Annotated in this window: 19 protein-coding genes and 1 tRNA gene; 12 read left to right on the plus strand and 8 right to left on the minus strand. The window is 59.3% G+C overall.

Annotated features, from left to right (window positions below; all coding sequences use genetic code 11):
- Positions 1–35 precede the first annotated feature (35 nt).
- The 7 genes from A37O_RS0101895 to A37O_RS14415 all read left to right on the plus strand — a co-directional run bounded on the left by A37O_RS0101895 (position 36) and on the right by A37O_RS14415 (position 10,539).
- Complete coding sequence (locus tag A37O_RS0101895; protein WP_018295797.1) at positions 36–3,791, plus strand: nitrate reductase subunit alpha; 3,756 nt, start codon at positions 36–38, stop codon at positions 3,789–3,791.
- Positions 3,791–5,389 (plus strand): nitrate reductase subunit beta, encoded by a 1,599-nt coding sequence (gene narH, locus A37O_RS0101900; RefSeq protein WP_018295798.1) that lies wholly within the window; start codon positions 3,791–3,793, stop codon positions 5,387–5,389. Before A37O_RS0101895 ends, narH begins: the two co-directional genes overlap by 1 nt.
- Positions 5,390–5,391: 2 nt before the next feature.
- The gene (narJ, locus tag A37O_RS0101905) at positions 5,392–6,084 is read left to right on the plus strand and encodes a nitrate reductase molybdenum cofactor assembly chaperone (protein ID WP_018295799.1); all 693 of its coding nucleotides are present in this window, start codon (positions 5,392–5,394) and stop codon (positions 6,082–6,084) included.
- Positions 6,085–6,093: 9 nt separating this feature from the next.
- A complete protein-coding gene (gene narI, locus A37O_RS0101910; RefSeq protein ID WP_018295800.1) occupies positions 6,094–6,876 on the plus strand; it encodes a respiratory nitrate reductase subunit gamma in 783 nt (260 codons plus the stop codon).
- Positions 6,877–7,007: 131 nt separating this feature from the next.
- Complete coding sequence (gene modA, locus A37O_RS0101915) at positions 7,008–7,772, plus strand: molybdate ABC transporter substrate-binding protein (protein ID WP_018295801.1); 765 nt, start codon at positions 7,008–7,010, stop codon at positions 7,770–7,772.
- A gap of 9 nt (positions 7,773–7,781) precedes the next feature.
- Positions 7,782–9,767 carry an ATP-binding cassette domain-containing protein gene (locus A37O_RS0101920; RefSeq protein ID WP_018295802.1) on the plus strand — a complete coding sequence of 662 codons (1,986 nt, stop codon included), beginning with the start codon at positions 7,782–7,784 and terminating at the stop codon, positions 9,765–9,767.
- Between the two features lie 19 nt (positions 9,768–9,786).
- Positions 9,787–10,539: a helix-turn-helix transcriptional regulator gene (locus A37O_RS14415; protein WP_018295803.1), complete on the plus strand. Its 753-nt coding sequence runs from the start codon at positions 9,787–9,789 to the stop codon at positions 10,537–10,539.
- On the opposite strand, the gene thrB is transcribed toward A37O_RS14415, so the two are convergent.
- The 4 genes from thrB to argS all read right to left on the minus strand — a co-directional run bounded on the left by thrB (position 10,526) and on the right by argS (position 15,965).
- Entirely contained in the window at positions 10,526–11,455 is a 930-nt protein-coding gene (gene thrB, locus A37O_RS0101930; RefSeq protein ID WP_018295804.1) for a homoserine kinase, read from the minus strand. The genes A37O_RS14415 and thrB overlap by 14 nt on opposite strands.
- 20 nt (positions 11,456–11,475) lie before the next feature.
- Positions 11,476–12,813 (minus strand): homoserine dehydrogenase, encoded by a 1,338-nt coding sequence (locus tag A37O_RS0101935; RefSeq protein WP_018295805.1) that lies wholly within the window; start codon positions 12,811–12,813, stop codon positions 11,476–11,478.
- A 125-nt stretch (positions 12,814–12,938) separates the two neighbouring features.
- Entirely contained in the window at positions 12,939–14,303 is a 1,365-nt protein-coding gene (gene lysA, locus A37O_RS0101940; protein ID WP_018295806.1) for a diaminopimelate decarboxylase, read from the minus strand.
- A 9-nt stretch (positions 14,304–14,312) separates the two neighbouring features.
- Entirely contained in the window at positions 14,313–15,965 is a 1,653-nt protein-coding gene (gene argS, locus A37O_RS0101945) for an arginine--tRNA ligase (RefSeq protein WP_018295807.1), read from the minus strand.
- A gap of 258 nt (positions 15,966–16,223) precedes the next feature.
- On the opposite strand from argS, the gene A37O_RS0101950 reads away from it, so the two are divergent.
- Together A37O_RS0101950 and A37O_RS0101955 are read left to right on the plus strand one after the other, a co-directional pair.
- Entirely contained in the window at positions 16,224–17,873 is a 1,650-nt protein-coding gene (locus tag A37O_RS0101950; RefSeq protein WP_018295808.1) for an alpha/beta fold hydrolase, read from the plus strand.
- 127 nt (positions 17,874–18,000) lie between these two features.
- A tRNA-Arg gene (locus A37O_RS0101955) sits at positions 18,001–18,074 on the plus strand.
- Between the two features lie 231 nt (positions 18,075–18,305).
- Here the strand turns inward: A37O_RS0101955 and A37O_RS0101960 are convergent.
- Positions 18,306–18,794, minus strand: a complete 489-nt coding sequence (locus A37O_RS0101960; protein WP_018295809.1) for a VOC family protein — start codon at positions 18,792–18,794, stop codon at positions 18,306–18,308.
- Positions 18,795–18,844: 50 nt separating this feature from the next.
- Between A37O_RS0101960 and A37O_RS0101965 the strand changes: the two genes are divergently transcribed.
- Positions 18,845–19,633 (plus strand): helix-turn-helix transcriptional regulator, encoded by a 789-nt coding sequence (locus A37O_RS0101965; protein ID WP_018295810.1) that lies wholly within the window; start codon positions 18,845–18,847, stop codon positions 19,631–19,633.
- Positions 19,634–19,656: 23 nt separating this feature from the next.
- The gene (locus A37O_RS0101970; protein ID WP_018295811.1) at positions 19,657–19,947 is read left to right on the plus strand and encodes a muconolactone Delta-isomerase; all 291 of its coding nucleotides are present in this window, start codon (positions 19,657–19,659) and stop codon (positions 19,945–19,947) included.
- Between the two features lie 61 nt (positions 19,948–20,008).
- Here the strand turns inward: A37O_RS0101970 and A37O_RS0101975 are convergent, their stop codons facing one another.
- Positions 20,009–20,218 carry a PspC domain-containing protein gene (locus tag A37O_RS0101975; RefSeq protein ID WP_018295812.1) on the minus strand — a complete coding sequence of 70 codons (210 nt, stop codon included), beginning with the start codon at positions 20,216–20,218 and terminating at the stop codon, positions 20,009–20,011.
- Positions 20,219–20,324: 106 nt separating this feature from the next.
- Positions 20,325–20,825 (minus strand): MarR family winged helix-turn-helix transcriptional regulator, encoded by a 501-nt coding sequence (locus A37O_RS0101980; protein ID WP_018295813.1) that lies wholly within the window; start codon positions 20,823–20,825, stop codon positions 20,325–20,327.
- A 199-nt stretch (positions 20,826–21,024) separates the two neighbouring features.
- On the opposite strand from A37O_RS0101980, the gene A37O_RS0101985 reads away from it, so the two are divergent.
- Positions 21,025–21,570, plus strand: a complete 546-nt coding sequence (locus tag A37O_RS0101985; protein ID WP_018295814.1) for a YceI family protein — start codon at positions 21,025–21,027, stop codon at positions 21,568–21,570.
- A 64-nt stretch (positions 21,571–21,634) separates the two neighbouring features.
- On the opposite strand, the gene A37O_RS14420 is transcribed toward A37O_RS0101985, so the two are convergent.
- The gene (locus A37O_RS14420) at positions 21,635–24,256 is read right to left on the minus strand and encodes an AAA family ATPase (protein ID WP_018295815.1); all 2,622 of its coding nucleotides are present in this window, start codon (positions 24,254–24,256) and stop codon (positions 21,635–21,637) included.
- Positions 24,257–24,258 lie beyond the last annotated feature (2 nt).

Raw genomic sequence — 24,258 nt, forward strand, 5'->3', positions numbered from 1 at the left:
AATTTTCAAGTACTAACAATAGAAGGGAACTCTCAATGACCACATCACATCAAGCGTCATCTGCGGACAACCTGCTTTTCAACCTCGGCGGCTACGTCCGCAAGGGTGACACCACAGAGTCGGGTCAGCAGATCTTCCTCAAGGGTGGACGCCAAGCGGACGTGTTCTACCGCAACCGCTGGTCCTACGACAAGATGGTGCGCTCCACGCACGGCGTGAACTGCACCGGGTCGTGTTCGTGGAAGGTCTACGTCAAAGACGGCGTGATCACTTGGGAATCCCAGGCCGTGGACTACCCCACCACCGGCCCCGACATGCCGGAATACGAACCACGTGGATGCCCACGTGGTGCGTCCTTCTCCTGGTACACCTACTCGCCGACCCGCATCCGCTACCCCTATGCGCGCGGTGTGCTCGTCGATATGTTCCGTGCAGCCAAGAAGAACAACGACGGTGATGCCGTCCTGGCCTGGCGCGAAATCCAGGAAGACCCCGATAAGCGTCATGCGTATGTCTCACAGCGCGGCAAGGGCGGCCTGGTGCGCATCGATTACAACGAAGCAATCGAGATGGCCGCGGCCGCGCACGTGTACACCATTCGCCAGTGGGGCCCCGACCGCATCGCCGGCTTTACCGTGATTCCGGCAATGTCGCAGGTCTCGTATGCATCGGGCACGCGCTTCCTCGGCTTGATCGGCGGCATGCAGCTCTCCTTCTACGACTGGTACGCCGATCTCCCACCAGCCTCCCCGCAGACTTTCGGAGATCAGACCGACGTGCCGGAATCCGGCGACTGGTACAACTCCTCGTATCTCATGATGTGGGGCTCCAACATCCCGGTCACCCGTACCCCGGACTCCCACTTCATGGCAGAGGTCCGCTACAAGGGCACCAAGATCGTCTCGGTCTCCCCGGACTACAACGACGCCGCGAAGTTCGCCGACGAATGGGTACGCATCTCCACCGGCGCTGACGGTGCCCTGGCGTTCGCGATGGGCCATGTCATCTTGAAGAAGTTCCACGTGGGACAGCAAACCCCGTACTTCCTCGAGTACATGAAGAAGTACACGGACTCGCCGTTCCTCGTCACCCTCGACGAGAACGAGGACGGCACCGTCACGGCCGGCAAGTTCCTCACCGCCGATAAGCTTAGCGACGAGGCCCTGGCCACCCTGCCAAGTCAAGATAATGCGAACTACCGCCTGCTCAACATGGAAGCCGACGGCAGAATCGTCGACCCAGGTGGCACGCTTGCCGACCACTACAAAACCGAGCCGGGCCGCTGGAACCTCAACCAGGAGGGTGTCACGCCGATCATGTCCGTGGCCGATGCTGGCGTCGAGGGTACCGCGGAGATCCTCATGCCGCGCTTTGACATGGATGCCTCCGAGGAAGACCTCGACTCCGACGGCCCCATCGGCGCCGGTGTGGTGCACCGCGGTGTGCCCTACCGCGTGGTCAATGGTCGCAAGGTCGCTACCGTCTTCGATATCTTGCTCGCACACTACGGTGTCAATCGCCCAGAGTTGAACCTGCCAGGCTCGTGGCCAGCAGACTTCAACGATGCCACCGAGGTGGGCACACCAGCATGGGCCGAGGAGCGCACCGGCGTTCCCACCGCTCAGGTGGAGCGCATCGCCACCGAGTTCGCCCAGAACGCGGCTGACTCTGAGGGCCGCTCGCAGATCATCATGGGTGCTGGTGTTAACCACTACGTCAACGCCGATTCCATCTACCGCACCTTCCTGGCGCTGACCTCCATGTGCGGCACCCAGGGTGTCAACGGTGGTGGCTGGGCGCACTACGTGGGCCAGGAAAAGCTGCGCGCGCAGAACGGTTGGGGCCAGTACGCCTTTGCGAACGACTGGAACCGTCCGCCGCGCCAGATGATCACCACCGGCTTCTACTACCTGACCACCTCCCAGTGGCGCTACGACAATTCCAAGGCCTCACGCATGGCCTCGCCTTTGGCCAAGTACGGCGCCGCCGACGACAAGCTGCTCTCGGAAACGCTCGTCGAATCCATGAAACGCGGTTGGATGCCGTCGTTCCCGCAGTTCAACCGCAATCCGCTCTTGCTTGCCGACGAGGCCGCTGCCAAGAATATGGACGTCAAGGATTACATTGTCGACGAGCTGGAAAGCGGCCGCATGGAATTCGCCGCCGAGGATCCGGATGCGAAGGAAAACTGGCCTCGCATCCTGCTGAACTGGCGCACCAACCTCATGGGTTCGTCGGCCAAGGGCACCGAATTCTTCCTGCGTCACATGTTGGGTGTGGATTCGGATGCCTCGGCCCCAGAACTCAAAGAAGGCGAGCGTCCAAAGACGATCCGCTGGCAGGATGAGGCGCCACACGGCAAGTTGGACCTGATGATGACCACCGACTTCCGTAACACCTCGACGACGCTGGTCTCCGACATCGTGCTGCCTGCCGCAACCTGGTACGAGAAGCACGATATTTCGTCGACGGATATGCACCCGTTCATGCACCCCTTCAACGCGGCGATCAACCCGCCATGGGAGGCACGCACCGACTTTGAGGTCTTCCGCGACCTCGCCGACGCCTTGTCACGCATGTCCGAAAAGTGGCTGGGCACCCAGACCGATATTGTGACCAAGCCGATCAATCATGACTCGCCAGACGAGATCAACCCGCTGATGGCCAACGGTATCGTCCCGGATGTCAAGGAAGTCGGCCTTGTCCCTGGCCAAACAATGGCACAGCTGGTTCCGGTCGAGCGTGACTACACAAAGATCTACGAAAAGTGGATCACCTTCGGCCCTCTGACCGCCCAGGCTGGCAGTAACGTCCACGGCACCCCATTCAACGTGGGTAAACAGGTCGATGAGTTGTACTCCATGCTGGGCAAGAGGCATACGGACAGCGCAGGAGAAAGGCCCCACGTCAGCACGGATATCAAGGCCGCGCAGACGATCATGCACCTGTCTGGCGTGACCAACGGCGAGGTAGCCAAGGACGGTTTTGAGCGCCTCGGAGAGTTGATGGGCACCAATAACCGCGAGTTCTGGGAGGGAACCGAGGATGTGCGCATCAACTGGGACGAGATTAAGGAACGTCCACAGGAGGTGATCACCTCGCCGGAATGGTCGGGTGACAAGCGCGACGGCAAGCGCTACACCGCGTTCTCGTTGAACCTGAAAATGGGTAAACCGTGGAACACTCTCTCGGGGCGCATGCACTACTTCCTCGACCACGACTGGTTCATTGACTACGGCGAGCAGCTGCCCATGTTCAAACCTCCGGTTGATCGTCTCCGCCTCAACGGCGAGACCGCACCTGGTCAGATCGTCGAGGGCGAGGACGGCAACCCTGAGATCACTGTGCGCTACCTCACCCCGCATAACAAGTGGTCGATTCACTCGCAATACTTCGACAACCTGCACCTGTTGTCCATCTCTCGTGGTGGCCAGGTCGTGTGGATGTCGGACAAGGATGCCAAGAAGATCGGCGTGGCCGACAACGAGTGGATTGAGGTCTACAACCGCAACGGCGTGGTTTCTGCCCGCGCGATTGTCTCCTACCGCATCCCAGAGGGCACTGCGATTATGAACCACGCGCAGGAACGCACCGTGGGTACACCGCTCAACGAACGCTCAGGAAGGCGTGGCGGTACGCACAACTCTCTGACGCGTATCACGATTAAGCCACTGCACGTAGCTGGCGGGTATGGCCACCTGTCCTACTACTTCAACTACATCGGCCCAACCGGAAACAACCGCGACGAGGTCACACGCATCCGTCGCCGCTCCCAGGAGGTGCAATACTAATGCGAGTTATGGCTCAAATCGGCATGGTCATGAACCTGGACAAGTGCATCGGCTGTCACACTTGTTCCGTGACCTGTAAGCAGGCGTGGACAAACCGCCAAGGCACTGAATACATTTGGTTCAACAACGTCGAAACCCGGCCTGGTCTGGGGTACCCACGTGGTTGGGAAGATCAGGAGAAGTGGGAAGGCGGTTGGGTCCGCACATCCAACGGCAAGCTCAAGCCACGTTCCGGCGGCCGGATCAAGAAGCTGCTCACGCTCTTCCACAACCCGAAGATGCCCACTATCGACGACTACTACGAGCCGTGGACCTACGAGTACGACGCGCTTTTGGCCGCTCCGAAGGGTCAAAAGACCCAGCCGACCGCGCAGCCCCTGTCGCAGTTGACCGGCAAGCCGATCAACAAGGTGGAATGGTCCTCGAACTGGGACGATAACCTCGGTGGCACCTCCGCTACCGTGGATCAGGACCCGATCCTCGAGCAGATGAACATGCACGTGGCTCACGAGATCGAAGAGTCCTTCATGTTCTACCTGCCTCGCATCTGCGAGCACTGCCTCAACCCGACGTGTGTGTCCTCGTGTCCGTCCGGCGCGATGTACAAGCGCTCCGAGGACGGCATCGTGTTGGTCGACCAGGACCAGTGCCGCGGCTGGCGCATGTGTGTCTCGGGTTGTCCTTATAAGAAGGTCTACTTCAACCACAAGTCGGGCAAGGCTGAGAAATGTACGCTGTGCTACCCACGCATCGAGGTCGGTCAGCCGACGGTGTGCTCGGAGACTTGTGTGGGTCGCCTGCGCTACCTGGGTGTTTTGCTCTACGACGCTGACCGCGTCGCCGAGGCAGCATCTACTCCGGACGAAAAGGACCTGTTGGAAGCTCAGAAGAGCATCTTCCTGGATCCACACGACCCAGAGGTCTTCCGCGAAGCTGTGAATGCGGGCATCCCGCACTCGTGGCTGGATGCGGCCAAGGCCTCCCCCATCTACGACTTGATCTTCAAGTACGGCGTCGCCCTTCCGCTGCACCCGGAGTACCGCACCCTGCCTATGGTTTGGTACATCCCGCCGCTGTCCCCCATCGTTGATTCGGTGACCAGCACGGGTAACGACGGCGAGGATCACAAGGTTCTCCTGTCCGCGATCTCGAATATGCGCATCCCGCTTGAGTACCTCGCAGGTCTTTTTACTGCCGGAGATACCGCTCCAGTGGAGCTGTCCCTTCGTCGTCTAGCGGCGATGCGCTCGTACATGCGCGACATTTCGCTTGGCGACGAGCCGCAGGAACAGATCGCTGAAGCCGTCGGAATGACCGGTGAGAAGATCCAGGAAATGTATCGCCTGCTCGCAATTGCGAAGTACGACGATCGCTACGTGATTCCTACGACCTCCCCTGAGTCTCCTCGTGGCATTTCCAGCCTGGATCCATTTGGCGGCGTCGACCCGTCGAGCATGGATACCCTGCCGAATCTCGGCGAGGGCGCGCCTTCCGCGTGCCACACCGAGGCTGAAAACAGTCAGGGCGGCAAGGTGAGCCTGCTGTCCTGGAGCGGTGATCGCCCGGATTCGATGTTCCCACCGAAGAAGGACGAATGAGTATGAACCGCACTCATACCGGCATCGTGCCTGAGAAACTTGTCAGCCCGGTGCGCTTAAGCGAACAGCAACGCAAGGTCGTCGCCATGATGGCCTCGCTGCTGCTGCGCTACCCGGGCGAGAACGCGGCGGAGATTATCGCCGCGGTCGAGGCCCAAGTGGACGACTTGCCGGGGCCGATCGCGGAGCAATTCCACACGTTCTTGGAGGCCGCTCGACTTATGGGGCTGCGCGGGATCGAAGAACACTATGTGGAAACCTTCGACCAGCGTCGCCGGTGCTCGCTGTTTCTGTCTTATTATGCCGTCGGTGATACCCGCCAGCGCGGGGCAGCAATCCTTGCGTTTCGCCAACAGCTCGAGGGCTTGGGCCTGGAGGAGATTTCCGACGAGCTGCCGGACCACCTGTGTGTGCTCCTCGAGGCGATGGCGATGACTGATGACGAGAGCCACCGTCACGCCGTCGAGATGGTCTCGAGCCATCGCGACGGAATCGAGGTGCTGCGCTCAGCACTGGTCAATGTCGAATCCCCATATCAGCATGTGATTACGGCGGTGTGCATGGCGTTGCCGCAGATCGATGAAGAGACCATCGACCGATATGTCGAGCTCATTCGCTCTGGCCCGCCGGCTGAGCTGGTGGGAATCGATGTCCAACAGCTTCCTTTTCCTACTGCTCAACCTGACCATCTTTAAGGATTAACAATGAACATTGAAGAATTCTTGTGGGTCGCTTTTCCGTGGCTTGCCATCGCTGCCTTTTTCATTGGTATTTTCTGGCGCTGGCGCACCGACCAGTTCGGTTGGACAACCCACTCCTCGCAGATTTATGAATCAAAACTGCTGCGCCTTTCCTCGCCGCTGTTTCACTGGGGCATGGTCTTCGTGGTTATCGGCCACCTGATGGGCTTGGCCATTCCGAAGTCCTGGACCCGCGCGATTGGCATCAGTGACACCGCGTATCACTGGATTGCCACGATCCCGGGCACGATCGCCGGAATCATGGTCGTCCTCGGCCTCGCCGGCCTGCTCTACCGCAGGATTGTCAACCGCTCCGTGTTCTTGTCCACGTCGCGCTCGGACAAGGTGATGTACCTCTTCTTGGGTCTGGCCATCGTCTCGGGCTTCTTCGCCACAGTCTCGCTGCAGCTCTTCGGCGGCGGCCATGGCTACGACTACCGCGAGACTATCTCTCCGTGGTTGCGCCAGCTGCTCATCTTCAACCCGCAGCCGGAGCTCATGCTGGATGTGCCGTGGGAGTTCAAGGTCCACGTCATCGCCGGTTTCACCTTGATTGCAATCTGGCCGTTTACCCGCCTGGTGCACGCGTTCTCCGCACCGATCGGTTACGTTGGTCGCCCGTACGTGGTCTACCGCTCCCGCGATACCCGCACCACGCCACGTCGTCGCCACGACGCATGGGAGCCAATCCGTTCCAACACGGAACAGCTCGACGGGAATAACCAAACACCGTCACGCGGCGCCTAGTTCGCGAACTCGCCCCAACGCCCCCTTTGATTCCGCTCATACGGAATTAGAGGGGGTTATCTTCAAGATTTGCCGAACGCGATTCGCTACGATGGAATTTGTCCAGAATTTTCCGAAGAAGAGGATCTTCCATGTTGCGTCGTTTCACATCGGTTCTTGCCATTGCTGCCAGCTGCGCCCTCGTCCTTGCCGGTTGCAGCTCCGAGGAGTCCACGGGGGCTTCGTCGACAAGCGACGAATCCGCCACGCTCACGGTGTTGGGGGCCGCGTCGACGCGCGTGCTTAACGACGATTTGGTGCAGAAATCGGGGATGGACCTCGAATTCGTCAACGCGGGCTCGTCGACACTTGTCCAACAACTAGCCGACGGCGCACCAGCCGATATCTTGATCACCGCCGATCAGGAAAACATGGACAAGGCGCTGGACAATGAGTCCGTCACAGACCCCGAGGTGGTGGCGACCAACTCGATGGTGATGGTCGTTCCAGCAGGAAATCCTGCCGGCATAGAGTCCGTGGAAGACCTGCAAGGCGACGTTAACCTGGTCCTGTGCGACCCGCAGGTGCCGTGTGGCACCGTGTCCGAGCGTCTCATCGAGGCTAATAATCTCGTGGTCAACCCCGTTTCGCTGGAGCATTCCGTCTCGGACACGCTCGGCAAGGTGACTTCCGGTGAAGCCGATGCTGGGTGGGTTTACCGCACGGATGCGGCCGCTGCAGGCGCCGAGGTAGAAGTCATTGAGATCCCTCAGGCAGAAGACTTCCCGAACTCTCTTGTGGTTGCCGTCACCACGAATTCTGAGAATCCTGAGCAGGCTCAAGAACTCTTCGACGTGATTATGGGCGATGAGATGGCTGGTGTGTGGGCTAATTACGGATTCACTCCTGTCGCTTAAGAACTACTGATGTCTCGCGCACCCCGTCTTGCCCCTGCACCCGCTCCCACCTTCGTGGCGATCGTGGGAGCGATCGCGTTGGTCTGGATCATCGGCCCTGTCCTAGCACTCGGGATCCGGGTGCCCTGGGCTAGCCTCGGGGAGATTCTCCGCAGCCCCGACACGCTCGAGCTGCTGCGAATCACTCTCAGCGCCGCCGTGCTCTCCACACTGGTAACTCTGGCGCTTGGCCTGCCGCTGGCAATGTGGGTGCAGCATTTGCGCCGCGGGGCCAGAGTCGTGCGGCTGCTCATCTTGTTGCCTTTGGCCATGCCTCCGGTCGTCGCCGGATTGGGGTTGACCGCCTTAATCGGCCGGCGCGGACTGCTCTCGCCTCTTCTCGACGCGCTCAACCTCCAATTCGCTTTCGCTTTTCCCGGTGTCGTCGCAGCACACGTCTTTATCGCGTTGCCCTTTGTTGTGGTCACTCTCGATTCGGCGCTACGCCAAATTGACCGGGAAATCCCCGCCTCTGCGGCGGGTATTGGGTTGACTCCCAATCAGATCGCTTGGCGGATCACCCTGCCTGCGATTGCGCCTTCCATCGCGACCGCAGCTGGCTTAGCCTTTGCCCGCTCGCTGGGCGAATTCGGCACCACGCTCACGTTCGCAGGCTCCATGCCTGGGGTGACACGCACCATGTCGCTGGGGATCTATCTCGAGCGCGAGACTGATCAGGCCGCTGCCTACGCACTCTCTGCCATTTTGATCGTCCTAGCAGTGCTCTCGCTGATTATTGCGTCCTTGCCCCCACTGTTTCGGAAGCAGCACTCCCCCGAAGCCCGCGAGATCGGAGAAATCGACACCGCAAAACTCAGAGAACTCACGCGCCCCGCTACAACCGGAGTCGGTGTCACCATCAATGGCACAGACATCCCCGCCGACCGCATCACCGCCATCATTGGACCCAACGGCTCAGGAAAGACAACACTGGTCGGCCAGATCGCCGGACGCCTCACGGGTGCAGAAGTCACGATCGGCGGTCGGGTCGTCGATAAGCATGATCAGAGGCCACTGCCTGCGCACAAGCGCGGCGTCGTGTTGCTGACCCAGCGGCCCGGTCTGCCCCGGACCACCACCGTGGTCGGTGCCATTGCCATGGTGACGCAAAACGAGAACGAGGCACGCGCGTTGCTTGGCGCGGCAGGGTTGGCAGAGCTCGCCGATACTCCCGTGGCTGCGCTGTCGGGCGGGCAGGCAGCCCAGGTCGCGTTGGTGCGGGCGCTGTCTGCGCGTCCTGCGGTACTTATTCTCGACGAGCCCCTCGCCGCGGTCGACGTTGCTTCGGCCCGAGCCTGGCGCCACGTGCTACGCGCGATCGCTCCCGACCGCACCACCATTTTGATCACGCACAATCCACTCGACATCGCCGGACTGTCCGAGCATCTCATTGTGATGGAGCGCGGACAAGTGGTCAGCGCTGGCGACACGAAACGTCAATTGGAGGTTCCTGCAACAAGTTTTGTGGCCGGAATTTCTGGTTTAAACCGCCTTATGGGTATTATCGTTTCTGTAAATGATGGCATTGTTAGCTTTAATGCGTCTGGTATCTCCATGCGTGGCAAGTTAATCGATCGAAGCGTCTCACCCGATGCCCTTGGTCAGGGAAAGCCCATCGTAGCCACCTTCCCACCATCAGCCACCACTCTTCGACTGCCCTCGGAGTTAGCTTCGGGCACTCGTGCCCCACAAGAGTCAGCGCGTAACGTCTGGCGGGGTGTCATCGAAAGTATGGACACAACTCCAGCGCAGCCAGCAGTGACTGTGTTCGTGAGTATCGGCGACTCAGATGGTCGAGATCCGCAGAAAATTTCGGTCCCTGTGACACGAGAATCAGCGCTCGAACTTGGGCTAGAGGCCGGGGTCACCGTAGAGTGCGTAACAAAAGCATTGAATATTTCGGTTCACCCTCAGCGCCTTCACACGGGTGTTGAAGTCAACCAGAGTACTTCTTAGTTGAAAGGTGCTGCCTGCCATGACGCAGCAGAGTGTTCCTCGCCCCGCGACCGAGCTCTTCCCCGAGTCGCTCCGCCTCAGCCCGAAGCAGGCTGAAGTTTTAAGCACGCTGCAGGAATTCGATAATGGCGCCCGCGCCTCCGATGTTGCCGCGGAACTGGGCATGCACGTCAACACCGCCCGCGGCCACCTCGACGAGCTCGTGCTCAAGGGCGCAGTCCAAGTCACCACCGCCCCCGCGGAGGGCCGGGGTCGCCCCTCGTTGGTGTTCCACGTCCGCGTCCCGGACAATCAGACCATCGCTGATGAATACATCAACCTCATCGAGGTGCTTGTTTCGCTTCTCGACGAAGGCACTCAGGCCAGCGACGATGCTGGTCACAGCAGCCGACAGCTCTCCGAGAAGTCGTTCGAACAGGCCCAGGCGATTGGCAAAAAGTGGGCACAGAAGATGGGATCAAGCGATCACGAGTGGGATTCGGTCTCCGATGCCTTGCCGCTGCTTTTCCACCGGTTGCGCGACATGGGCTTCGACCCGGCGGTGGAATCAGACACGAAGAAAGACTCCGCTGAGCTTTCTTTGAATGCCTGCCCCTTCGTCTCCGAGCCGGGCAAGAAACCGTCGGCGTTTGTGTGCGCCGTGCACAGCGGCTTCCTCCAGGAAACCGCGCAGGGTTCCTCAACAGGTTCTCACCGCGTCAACGTGAAGCTGCTGCCGTTTAAGAACGCGCAGCAATGCGCCGTTGAGGTTAACCAGCTTAAAGGCCAGTAACCTCAACGCGCATCGGGCCGGCCACGTCGAGTTCCAGGACGCGAAGTCCGTCTTCGCGTGCCTGGTCGAGGATCCGCGGATCAACTTCTTCGGTGCTCAGGAGCATCACGGTTGGACCCGCGCCCGACAGATACGCCGCATAACCACGGTTGCGCAGCCGGTTGACCCACTCTGCTGTCACCGGTAGTACATCCGCGCGGTACGGCTGGTGCAGGCGATCTCGGGTGCCTTCCCACAGCAGCTCGGGGTGGTGCTGCAGCGCCACCGTCATCACGGCGACGCGGGAAACATTGAAACGCGCATCAAGGTGCGTCACATGGTCGGGCAGAACACGGCGCACAGCGACAGTGGAGGCATGGAAATCAGGAACTAAAGCAATTGCTTTGATGTCCTTGTGCACGTCGATGCCCACGGCGCGGTACGTCGGTTGAGACTTACCGTCGACGGGGATATCGGTCCACGACACGACGGCATTGCCCAAGATCGAGGCAGCGGCGTTATCGGGGTGGCCCTCAAAAGCCGAGGCCAACTGCACGATCTGATCGGTATCCAAGGGGCTACCGGCAAGAGCGTTAGCCGCCACCACACCGGAGGCCGCCGCAGCCGCCGAAGAGCCCAGGCCACGGGACTGAGGAATATTATTCGTACAAGTCACTTTCAGCCCAGGCACGGTTACACCCGCAGCAGTTAATCCAGACCGGATGGCTTTGACGACCAGGTGGCTTGAATCTCGCGGGAGGTCATCTTCGCCTTCACCATGAATCTCTACGACAAGACCGGACTCAGTCACCTCTACCTCGACCGTGTCGTAGATGCCTACTGCCAGACCCAAGGTGTCAAAGCCAGGGCCCAGGTTCGCGGAGGAACCAGGCATGGTCACGGTGGCTTTTAGACCAACCTTTAGTTCATTGCTCACGGATTACCCCTTAAAAATCACTAAACATCAAGGCGAATGACGGAACGAACTTCCAGGACATCTTCGGTGCCCTCGAGCTCAGTGACAATCGCGCGCAGATCCTTCTCCAGGGCCTCGTGGGTGACCACGATCAGGCGTGCGACGGTCTCGTCCTCGGCTTCTTCCTGGCGCACCGTGCGCAGGGAGATACCGGCCTTCGCAAAGTGATCCGCGATCAAGGAAAGCACACCCAGGCGATCCACCACATTCATGTCGATGTGGTAGCGGGTGGTGACCTCACCGAAATCAGCGATTGGGTGATTTGCGTAAGGGTTCTCCCCTGGCGCACGGCCACCGTGGACCTTGTTGCGTGCAGCGCCGATAACGTCGCCGAGCACGGCAGAAGCGGTAGGAGCGCCACCGGCGCCGTTGCCATAAAACATCAGACGACCAGCTGCCTCTGCTTCGACGAAAATAGCGTTGTAGGACTTATCCACCGTGGCCAGTGGGTGCTCGTTAGGAACCAGCGTGGGGTGAACGCGCGCGTTGACCGACTTGTTGCCGTTCTCGTCGACAAGCTTCTCGCAAATGGCAAGCAACTTGATGGTGTAGCCGGCCTCGCTCGCAGCGGCGATGTCTTCCGCGGTGATATTCGTGATGCCTTCGCAGTGCACGTCATCGAAGGTGACGCGGGTGTGGAAGCCCAGGGAGGCCAAGATGGCTGCCTTGGATGCGGCATCGTGGCCCTCGACGTCCGCGGTCGGATCAGCCTCGGCGTAGCCCAAACGGGTGGCCTCTGCCAGCGCATCCTCGTAAGTAGCACCGGTGGTGGCCATCGCGTCGAGGATGAAGTTCGTGGTGCCGTTGACAATACCGGAGATGCGCTGAATTTGATCACCCGCAAGGGAGCGACGCAGCATGCCGACGACTGGGATCGCCGCTGCCACAGCAGCCTCGAAGTAGAGGTCAACACCAGCCTTGTCTGCGGCCTCGCCGAGCTCGCTTGCGTGAGCAGCTACAAGTGCCTTGTTCGCGGTGACAACGGATTTGCCTGCCTGAAGTGCCTGCAGGATGAGCTTGCGCGGGTACTCGATGCCACCGATGACCTCGACAACAATGTCGACGTCATCGCGGTTGATCAGGGCCTCAGCATCATCGGTGAGCAGTGCTGGGTCTACTCCCGGGCGTGGCTTGGACAAGTCCGAGACTGCAACACCCTTGAGCTCAATTCGGCCTCCGATTCGGTTGGCGTAGGCGTTCGGGTTCTCGGCGATAAGGCGCAGGACCTCAGTACCGACGGTACCCATGCCGAGCACGGCCACTCCGACAGATTTGTCGAACACCTTACCGTTGCTGGATGGGGCTGTAGTCGCAGTCATGATTCTCCTGTAGTTGTCTCGAGCATAAAGGTGGGCGCAAGGCACACTTGTCACAGTGTACCGAGTGCAGTATCGAGGTGTTCAGTGCGGTGTGAAATTATATTCAGTTAGGAAACTTCCGGCACTTAAGCCTCAAAAGACTCCCGCGCGAGAAAATCGTCGATAGTTTCGCGCTTCAACATCGGCGTCACCTGACCCGAACGCACGCTGACCACGGCGGGGCGACCGAACAGGTTGTAGTTGGAGCTCATGGCGTAGCAGTATGCGCCTGTTGCGGCGACACCCATAAAGTCGCCGGTGGCCACGTCCGATGGGTACTGCGCGTTGTTGATAATAATGTCACCGGACTCGCAGTGTGAACCCACAACGCGAGAGGTGATCGGCTCCTCGTCGGTAAAGCGACTGACTACTCGGGCGTCGTATTCCGAGCCGTAGAGAGCTGGGCGGATGTTATCGCTCATGCCGCCATCGACGGAGATGTAGCGGCGGGTGGTCTCGTCGTCGACATGCACGTCTTTGATGGTGCCTACCTCATAGACCGTCACGGTGGATGGGCCGGCGATTGCGCGACCGGGTTCGACCACGACGGTGGGCGCCTCGATGCCGAGTTCGGCGGCCATCTTGCCCACGGAGGTGAGCAAGTCCTGCGCCACTGCGTTCACGTCGAGGGGCTGCTCGTCTTCGGTATACGCGATGCCATAGCCGCCGCCCAAGTCTAGGTACGGCAGGCTAATGCCCAGTTCCGCATGGATGCGCGAGTAGAGCTCGAGCACGCGCTCGGCGGCGAGCTTGAAACCGTCGGCGTCGAAAACCTGCGAGCCGACGTGGCAATGCAGGCCGGAGAGCTCAAGGTTTTCCGCATTTTGGGCGGCTACTGCTGCTGCCCATGCAGAGCCGGAGGCCAGGGAGAAGCCGAACTTCTGGTCCTCGTGGCTGGTGGCAATGAACTCGTGGGTGTGCGCCTCGACACCCGGCTTAACGCGGATCCAGACTTCCTGGGTGGCGTTCTCGCTGCGCGCGATCATGTCCAGCAGTTCAAGCTCCTGGGCGGAATCGATGACAACGTGGCCCACTCCGGCAGTGACACACAGCCGCAAAAAGGACGCAGTCTTGTTGTTTCCGTGCGCGGTGATCCGCGCTGCCGGGAAGTTAGCGGCGAGCGCGAGACGCAGCTCGTTCTCGCTGGCGACGTCGAGCGAGAGGCCTTCTTCGTCCACCCAGCGGGCAATGCGACGGGTTAAAAACGCCTTCGATGCGTAGTGCACGTTGGATGGCCCACCAAAGGCTTCGGCCATGTCGCGGCAGCGGGAACGGAAGTCGTCCTCGTCGACGACGAATACAGGTGTGCCGTACTCCTCGGCGATTTCTGGCAGCGGCACGCCGGCGATAGTAACGACGCCGTCTTCCTGGCGGCACGCATTACGCGGCCACACATGCGAAGGCAGTTCGTTGAAGCCTTCGTTGGACAGTTTCGATAGAGATTCAGTCATCGGTGTCCTTTACATTCTTTCCGGAGCAGTCACGCCTACAAGACCCAGCGCGTTCGCAAGGACTTGACGGCTTGCTGCTGCCAAAGCCAGGCGAGCAGAGTGGATTGGTTGAGCTTCCTCCCCTGCCTTGGGCAGGATCTGGCATGCATCATAGAAGCGGTGGAACACACCCGCCAGTTCTTCCGCGTAACGAGCAATCCGGTGTGGCTCACGCAGCGTCGCCGCAGCCTCGACGACCTCGGGGAATTCACCCAGAGTGCGAATCAGGTCGCCCTCCTTTTCATGGGTAAGCAAGGAAAGGTCAGCGCCCTCGCGCGAGACGCCAAGCTCGTCGGCCTTGCGCTTGATCGAGCACAGGCGCGCATGGCCGTATTGCACGTAGTACACCGGGTTGTCGCTGGACTGCGATGCCCACAGGCTCAGGTCAATATCTAGGGAAGAGTCCACGCTCGAGCGCACCAGGGAGTAACGCGCAGCATCGACACCAATGGCGTCCACCAGGTCATCGAGTGTGATCACGGTACCTGCACGCTTCGACATCTTCACTGCCTTGCCGTCGCGCAGCAGGTTGACCATCTGACCAATGAGGACCTCGACCTGCTCCGGGTTATAGCCCAGTGCCGCCGCGGCAGCCTTCAGGCGCGCGATATAGCCGTGGTGATCGGCGCCGAGCATGTAGATCGCCAGATCATGGCCACGGTCAAACTTGTCAGCCACGTACGCAATATCGCCGGCGATGTAGGCGTGGTTGCCGTCCGACTTAATCACCACGCGGTCCTTGTCGTCGCCAAAGTTGCTCGAGCGCAACCACCACGCACCATCAGCTTCATAGAGATTGCCGTTATCCTTCAGGCGCTCAATCGCCTTATCCACCGCACCCGACTCGAACAGCGAGTTCTCGTGGAAGAAGACATCAAAGTCGGTCCCGAAATCATGCAAGGAGGTCTTGATGTGCTCAAACATCATCTCCACACCCTCAGCGCGGAAGGTCTCCTCAACGGTTGCGGCCTCGCCCTCAAGAGCATCAGGACGCTTTGCGACGACCGCCTCTGCAATCTCAGTGATGTAGTCCCCTCCGTAACCATCTTCTGGGGTGGGCTCCCCCTTGGCAGCTGCTACCAGGGAACGAGCGAAGCGGTTGATCTGCTCGCCGTGATCGTTGAAGTAGTACTCGCGGGTCACCTCAGCGCCCGCAGCTTCGAGGACGCGTCCGAGGGAGTCACCCACAGCTGCCCAACGGGTGCCACCGAGGTGGATCGGGCCGGTCGGGTTCGCCGAGACAAACTCCAGGTTGATCTTCTGATCAGCGTAGATCGCGGAGTTACCGAAGCTTTCTGCCTGCTCCAAGACCTCGGAGACGATCGAGCCCTGCGCGGCTGCAGCGAGGCGCAGGTTAATAAAGCCGGGTCCAGCTACTTCTGCCGAATCGATCTCAGGGGAGGAGGCGAGCTCGTCGCAAAGCCATCCCGCGAGCTCACGCGGATTCGTACCTGCCTTCTTGGCCACCTGGAGCGCAATATTGGTGGCGTAATCGCCATGCTCCGGGTTGCGTGGGCGCTCAACGGTCACGGTTTCGGGGACAACCGAGGAATCCAAGTCGTGCGACTCAAGCACGCGCACGGCAGTGTCTTTAATATGTGCAGCCAAATCAGCAGGGGTCATGAGGCATGAGTTTAATTTACTCAGGTCTCTTTTACCGAAGCAGGGTCCCTCCCGCCCGTTCAGGGGGAGGTTTCGGCCGGTGACGGGGCGGACTAAAAAGGTGTAACTAATATGATTTATACACAAAACCACCGGTTGCCGACCTATTCCACTAGGTAGGTACAACCGGTGACTTTGCTGTCATTGTTTCCCGTGCCGCGTATCACGCGCGCAGGTCCTATTATGAGGTGCGTCCCTGAATTTTCCCTGGAAGGTCCCATGCGAAATCCCGCCAAGTCAATAAGGAAACGCGCAACGCGCTCGGCCGGTGGCGCACTTGCCACTGCATTACTCGCTGTTGGGCTGATCGCGCCCGCCGCCGACGCTCAGACCGAGGCAGGAACTTCCCCGATTACGTGGGAAGCGTGTCCCGCTGAAGTCACCGATGCCTCCGCTGAATGTGGACGCATCGACGTGCCACGCGACTACGCCGATCCTGCAGGGCCGACCATTTCCGTCGGATTTGTGCGCAACCCAGCCGACAATCCCGCTGCGCGCCGAGGCAGCCTGTTCGTCAATCCTGGCGGTCCTGGTGGCAGCGTGTACCCGATGGCTGCGAGCCCCGAGGCGTACCCGTTGCCTGCCGGCATCTCAGAAGAGTGGGATGTCATCGGCGTGCAGCCTCGTGGTCTCGCCGGCTCCACCCAGATCCGCTGCGAGGGCATTGAGGGCTCCCCACAGGACATGTTGGACAACTTCGTCGCTCCAACATCGATGTTCCTGCGCGCCTGCGAGAAATCCGACCCTGGCTACGTGCGTACGCTGACCACTGCGAACACCGCAGAGGACTGGGAGATGGTGCGCCGCGCACTCGATCTTGAGTCCATCTCCATCCTGGGTCTGTCTTATGGCACGTATCTCGGCTCGGTCTACGCAACGCGCCACCCGGATCGCGTCGACCGCCTAGTCCTCGACTCGGCGATGAACCCGGAGACCAAGTGGAACGAGCTCGTGCTCAACCAGCGTCCTGCCATGCAGCGCTCGCTGTACCAATTCTTCGGCTACGCCGCGAACAACAATGACCTTTATGGCATGGGCGATACCCCGTTGAAGGTGTACAACACCTGGGGCAAGCGAGTCCTTGCCGAATCGGGCACTACTCCTACCCTGCTTCCGCCTCAGGCTCAGGTTGGCGATCTTCCTGCCGATGTCGCATGGGCTGGCGAAGCGGGCGCCGACGCGATGACCGCACTGAACGTGCCAAGTTCGCAGGCAGAGAGCCTGGCGAACACCACCATGAACGGCAGCGATGGCGAAGCCACCTCCATTACCTGGCAAGCCACCGTCCAGCTGATGGCGGCACCGAGCATGTGGCACGAGCTGGCCAATCACATCGCGGGCATCGAGTCCCTACCAGGTACTACCGAGGCTGAAATGAACGAGGCCTACGGTCAGTACAGCCAGGAAGAGCTCGATGCAATGGCCATCTCGCAGCTCAACTCCGTGGCGTTTATGTACCTGCAGACTTGCAACGAGAACGTCACTCCCCCGAACTACGCGCTGATTCCTGAGTACGTGTGGGGCACCTACGTGATGAAGAATGGTCGCATTCCTTATAACTTGGGCTACGGTGCTGGTGTCACCTGCAACGGCTACGCACCAGTGACCGGAGTGCAGCCTCTCGACGGTTCCCAGCTTGAGACTCGTCCGCTGCAGATCTCGGGCACCGACGATGCCCAGACGATTTACAGCGAGCGCCACTACATGGCCAACAAGATGGGCGCTCATGTGCTCACCGTGCACGGTCCAGGCCACGGCCACGTCGCGGCAGGCAACCCAGTTGTCGACGACATCGTGGTCAACTACCTGCGCACCGGCGATACCGGCCCGTCCGATGCCCCGGGCTACTGGTCTTCGCAGCGCGGATAGGTTTTCGGGGTCTGCTTGGGGTGTGACCGGGGTGTGATTTAAGCCCTGCACCACCCCGTGCTAAAGTCATATCCGTCGTGAGAACTACCAGCGTGCGGTTAGCGTGTTGCTTCTTCCGGCGGATTTTGTCTCCGTAGCTCAGCGGATTAGAGCATCGGTTTCCGGTACCGAAGGTCGCAGGTTCGATCCCTGTCGGGGACACAAATAAAGTGTGCGTTTTCAAACATTAAACGTTTGAAACCGCACATTTTTTGCTTGAAAGTTTAAAAAGGTGCACTTTGCAAGATATTACCTTTGTGCGACCTGCGGTTTTATATTTCGTCGTGCGTTAGGTCCGGGCCGAGCGTACCTAACGCACGACGAAAACCAAAAGCCCAGGTCAAGTAATGATAATATCTTGCGTACTGCACCTAGTTTTGGCTACAAAAGTACTTAGAGGCCGTGAAACTCGTTCACCTTCGCCCCCGATTCGGCGTCGCTGTAGTCCTCGACGCGGGTCATGATGCTCCAGCGCACTCCGAAGGGATCAACGAGGCTGCAGTACCTATCTCCACTGGCAAAATAGGCAACGGGCTCGCGCACTCGAGCGCCCCGGGCTTCGGCAAGTTCCGCAACCTCGTCGACGTTGGGGCAATAGTGGGTCAGCGAGAAGGTGACGGGCGATCCGTCCGGGGCGGCCATTTCGGTCTCTGCAGAAGGCGCGCCCAACTGCAGTCGACCCGAGGGGAAGTCGATTTCTGCGTGGACGATGACGCCATCAAAGGCGGTAGTGGAGGCGGTTGTGGCGCCAAAGACTTCTTCATAAAACTTAATAGCACCCGCCGGGTCTGCTAGGGCAAGAAAAGGCGTGATCGAGGTGTATTCGTTGGGGGTTCCGTTGGTTGTGTATTGGCCGGTGACGGCCTGTTGTGGCTGGTTCATACTTCTAAAGTTATCGGGCGCAGACCATGTGAGTCTTGTAGATTTGTGCCATGAGTGAGCACACCCGCGGGCGGCTCTACCCAGAAGAGCAACCTCCGACATTTCGGCGCATTACCCCGCACGAGTGCGTCAAGGACCTCGTGCGTTGGTGGTGGGTGTCCGCATGGGAGGTGTCTCTCGGTTCCACATCGCAGCAGCATATTTTGGCGTATCCAGATTCGAAGCTCTCCATCGAACCGGACGCAATCAAAATTACCTGCCCGACCACGCAGGCCTATGCGCACGAGCTCGCAGGAACGAGTTGGGTGGTAGGCGCCAGGCTACAGCCTGCGGGTATTGCACTTTTCACCGAGGACCCGGCGTCGCTCGCGGATCGATTTCTTCCGCTCCACGACCCGCATCTGCACGAGAGCACGAAAAACGCCGTGGATGCACAGGGGCTGGAGGCGGGCGTGGGTGTCGTCGAGAAGCGACTACGTGACTCTCCTCCCCCGTCGGAGCTCGCTCTGCTGGCCAATGCAATGGTGGCGCTGATCGAGGTGTCGGACAAGATCACGAAGATTGAGGAGATTGCGGAGGCGCTGAATGTCTCGGTGGGCACGGTGCATCGACTGGCGGAGAGATATATCGGCGTCACTCCGTACAAGATCATTCAGCGCAGGCGCCTGCATACCGCGGCGGAGCAACTGCGGCACTCGCCCAAGAGCTTGGCGGAGATCGCCCTGGCGAACGGTTTTAGCGATCAGGCTCATTTTGCGAAGGAGTTTAAGAAGGTGGTCGGGCTACCACCGAGTCAGTACCGCGAGTCGGCCACGCACGGGTATCCTCGAGGAAAGTAATAGTCGCAAAAGAAAGGTTTCACATGCTGTTTCTTGCCCGTATGGACGTTGATTTCCCCGATAACTTGACCCCTGAGCAGGTCGCTGATTTTCAGAAGCGCGAGAAGGAATACTCCGGTTCGCTGCAGGCTTCGGGCAAGATGAAGGGCATCTGGCGCGTCGTCGGCGAGTACTCCAACTACTCCATCTATGACGCTGCGGACAACGATGAGCTGCATGACATCTTCCAGAATTTCCCGATGTACAAGTACATGAACATTCACGTCACGCCGCTGGCGAAGCACCCGAACTGGACGGATGCCTGCGCATACTAGGCAACAATAAATTCGGCCACCTACCCAGAATGGGGAAGGTGGCCGATGTGTTTACCGGGGTTTAAATCGGAGCTTCTGGCATGAGGATCCATGCGACGATGTAAAGCAGCACGCCTGCGAATCCGGCCAGGGTGGCTACGACGAACAAGAGACGAACGAGAGTTGCGTTGATTCCGTAGGTCTCTGCGATGCCTCCACACACACCGGCGATGTAGCGGTCGTTCCTGGAGCGTTGCAATTTGTTGGAGAGCGGGTTGTTGCTCATGGTCATAGCCTTTCTTGATGTTTGTTCCTGTTAGTTCATATTTAACTCGCTAACAAGCACAAATACATCGGGGCCAACCCTGATTTTTACCCTGATCCAGACGTCACAGCGCCTATGCCTTGGCGTTCACTGCTCCGTTGAAGCCTGCCGTTCCCGGCACATTATTGACCTGTGCTACACCGTCCATCCAGCGGCGAAGGTGCTCAACATCCTCCGGATGCATGTGATCAAACACGAGGCGACGCACACTTTCTACGTGCGCCGGCGCGGCTTGCTCAAGTCGGCGCATGCCCTCCTCCGTCAAAGAGACGACGACTCCGCGGCCATCGCCAGGGCTTTTTCGCTTTTCGACGAGCCCACGGCGCTCCATGCGAGTGATCTGGTGTGAGGTGCGTGAGCGATCCCAATCGAGGTCTGTACACAAATCCCGAAGGCGCATCTCACAATCCTCTGATTCAGACAGAGACACGAGGACTGAAAATTCAGAAGTGGAAAGATCTGTGCCCGCTTGCAGGGTTTCATCCATCGCACGATTGATCTTCCTCGTCGTCGCGAGCATCGCGCGCCATAGGTCTTGTTCCTCTTCATTGAGCCATCGTGCGTCCGTAGCCATATCAGCAACCCTACTATCGGTTAGTATCTTTTGAAAAACTTTATCAAGTTGACCTGTGATTTATAACCCAAACCAAAATTACTTTAAATTTAGAGTTGACATGTCACCAACTTCATCTTATCGTAGTCCGTATCGCGCTGCACTGGCGCAGGCAACATCTGTAAGAATGAACAAAGCATAAACTTAGGAGTATATTTTCATGGCTAACTTGACCGGCACCTACGATCTGGACCCAGCACACACCAAGATTTCTTTCACCGCTCGCCACGCAATGGTGACCAAGGTTCGCGGCCACTTCGACGATTGGTCGTCTGATGTCGTTATCGACCAGGAGAACCCAGAGAACAGCAACATCAACGTTGTTATCCAGGCAGCTTCCGTGAACACCGGCAGCTCCGACCGCGACGCACACGTCCACGGCGATGACTTCTTTGCAGTTGACAAGTACCCAGAGATCAAGTTCTCCTCCACCAAGTTCAACCTGGACGAGAATGGCAACGGCACCATCGATGGTGAGCTGACCATCCGCGACACCACCAAGCCAGTTACCCTGGATGTTGAAGTCTTCGGTGTTGAGGAAGATCCTTTCGGCAACGTCCGCGCTGGTTTCGAGGCTTCCACCAAGATCAATCGCAAGGACTTCGGTGTTGACTTCCAGGCTCCAATGAAGACCGGTGGCGTTCTGGTTTCTGAGCAGGTCGGCATCGAGATCGAGGGCTCCGGCATCAAGCGCGCTGAGGCATAAGTTCTTCAGCCTTTAAGGCACATCTAAAGTTCCACCACCTGCCACTCTCGGGTGGTGGAATTTTTTATGCCTGCTTTAGATCTTCGATGGAGTAGCGAGCTGCATTTGCCACCATGTCATAGCGCTGCGGGAAACACGTCAGCACAATCACCTGGTTGTCCTTACCCACCTGGGTAAAGAGGGTATTCATCAGTTCCAGACGAGCCGGATCTGTCGAACCTAGAGCGTCATCGACAATGACAGGTGCCTGCAGCTGGCCATCGCTGCCCTGTGCTGCAAGTTCCGCGATGGCGAACCTGGTGACAACCGCGAGCTGCTCCTGCGCGCCACCGGACAGGCTATCGAACGACACCGTAGTCCGATTGATGGTGCGGGCCTCGACCTGCAATTTTTCATCCAACTCGAAGCTCACCTCGGGGCCAAAGACTACCGAGGCGTACTTTTTCAACGCTTCGGAGAACGGCGCAGAATACTTTCGGCGCGCCTCGTCCCTGTGTGCATGCATGGTAGAGCGCAATAGATCGACCGCTGCGGCGCGACGCTGCGTCCGATCGTGGTCGAGCTGGAGCTTTTCTGCCTCAGCGCTCAAGATGTCCACGCGCTCGGCAATGCCTTCCGCCTGCCCGATATAGCCCTTCAACTCCGCGACTCGGTTTTCTGCATCGCGGATCCGCTGATTAAGGTTTGCCACCTTCGCCTGCGCACCAAGAAGCAGACTTTGTGCTACCTCAGGCTGCGCCTTGGCAAGTTCTTCCTTCGCTGCACGCCACTTTTCTTGCGCCTGCGCGTCTTCGTGCTGCGCTTGCGCCAAGCGCTCGTCGAGGTCCGCTTCCGGTGTGTCATCTTCAGCGGCCGCCAACTCTTTCTCGGCCTGGTCTTCGGTGCGCTGCGCTACCTCAATGCGCGCGTTGACCACCTGCAACTCCTGGGCTGCCTTGGCTTCGGCCCACGGTTTCAGCTCCGCCTCGGCGCGGGCCAGAGCGGCCACAGCAGCGTCGGCGTCTTCTTGTGCCTGATCGGTGAGGCGCTGTGCTTCATCCACATCCAGCTCGGGCACGTCAGTGCCCTCGGTGCGCAAGCGAAGACGCTCAGCTTCGGCTTTCAGATCATCAATATTGCGCGAACCAAGAATCGCATCCCGGCGCGAGACTGCCTGCGCCACGGAGTCGGCGTGGGTGCGGTGCTCGTCGCGAAGCGCACGTAATTCCTCGAGGGAAGCACAGTCTCGCTCGGCCAGTAATTCCGCCAGGAATGTTCGAGCTTTCTCCAAGGCCTGCGAACCGTCCTCGCTTCCCCGCGCGGGACGATACGTTGCCTCGAACTCCCCCACGGCAAGGCTCGTGCCCTCGTGGATATCAATCTCGGAGCCCTGATCGAGTTCTTGTTCTACGCCGTCGATGACAACGGGGGTGCTACCAGGAGAAACAACAACCAGCTTAGCCGCCGCTGATTCCCTGAGACGTTCCTGAATAACCACGTCGTTGGCCGCGGCCTCGACAATGCGGACATCTTCATCACTAATGGTGCGCTCAGGAGTATTTTCGCGCAACGCGTCCAATGCGGCGCTCGCCTCGGAAAGTGACTCCAGCAGCTCGTTGACCTCGGCAAGGCGCGAGGCATCGCGGACCACACCCAGAATCGCATTCGCGTCCTTGAGATTTTTCCGGCTCGCGGCTTCCTTCGCCGTCGCCTCGTCGCGCAGTGCCTTGAGCCGCGTTACCGTGTTTTCCTCTTCCTCAGCGCGAGCTTGTGCGTCGGTGAGCTGTTCGCTGAGCTCCTCCTTGGCTGAGGTGGCGTCTTGGACGCGCTGCTTCAACACGGTGCGCTGCTGCAGTTCCGCTTCGACGCGCTCGACAGCGGCGTGGGTATGAGTGGCACGCTCCGCGGCAGTGTGCTCACGATCTGTGGCCTGGTTAGCTGCCTCGGCGAGCGCGGATTTCTCCTCCGCATCCGCTTCTGCCTGTGGCAGTTCTGCTGTGGCCTGAGTGATCTCCTTCGAGCGACGCGCCACCTCATCGACGTGGCTACTTAGCCGTGTGGCTTCCGCCTGCTTTTCTTCAAGGTCGTGCAGCACCGCATCCAACCGGGATTGCAGGTCGGTGACGGACTTGACCGGCCGCCCTGACTTGGTGAAGTATTCCAGATACTCCGCCTCGATGCGCTGCATAAGTTCGGTGTCCTCTGTTCCCGTCTCACCTTCTTCAACTCCCGCATCCAACGCCCTGGTCATGCTCGGAATTCCCACGGCCTCGATGCCGTTAGGAAGTTCATCTTGACGCATAAAAAGCGTGTCGACGAGGGCCTGGTCCAAGTGCTCCGCGACGATAGCCGCGAGCTTCTCGTCGGCCTCGCGACCCGTGAAGTTTTCCGAGCGCGGAGAAGTAATGCTCAACTCAGACTTAGGCTTGTTGAACCAGCGCTTAAAAATTTCAAACTCATAAGGCCCAATGGTCGCGCGGAGCCTCACCTCGGGGCCTTCATCTTTATGCACCGGCTTCAGCGGGCGCGTGACCTTGTTCTTGGCTTTATGAGTTTCGGTGAGCACAGCGTGCAGCGCATCCAAAATGGTGGACTTGCCTGCTTCATTATCGCCGTAAATAACCGAGACTCCGGTCTCGGGCACATCGGCCAGCTCGAAGTGGTCCACGGCGCGGACGTTGCTAAACGATAGTGAATGAATGCGCATCA

This window comes from Corynebacterium lubricantis DSM 45231 (genome assembly GCF_000379425.1).
GTDB lineage: Bacteria > Actinomycetota > Actinomycetes > Mycobacteriales > Mycobacteriaceae > Corynebacterium > Corynebacterium lubricantis.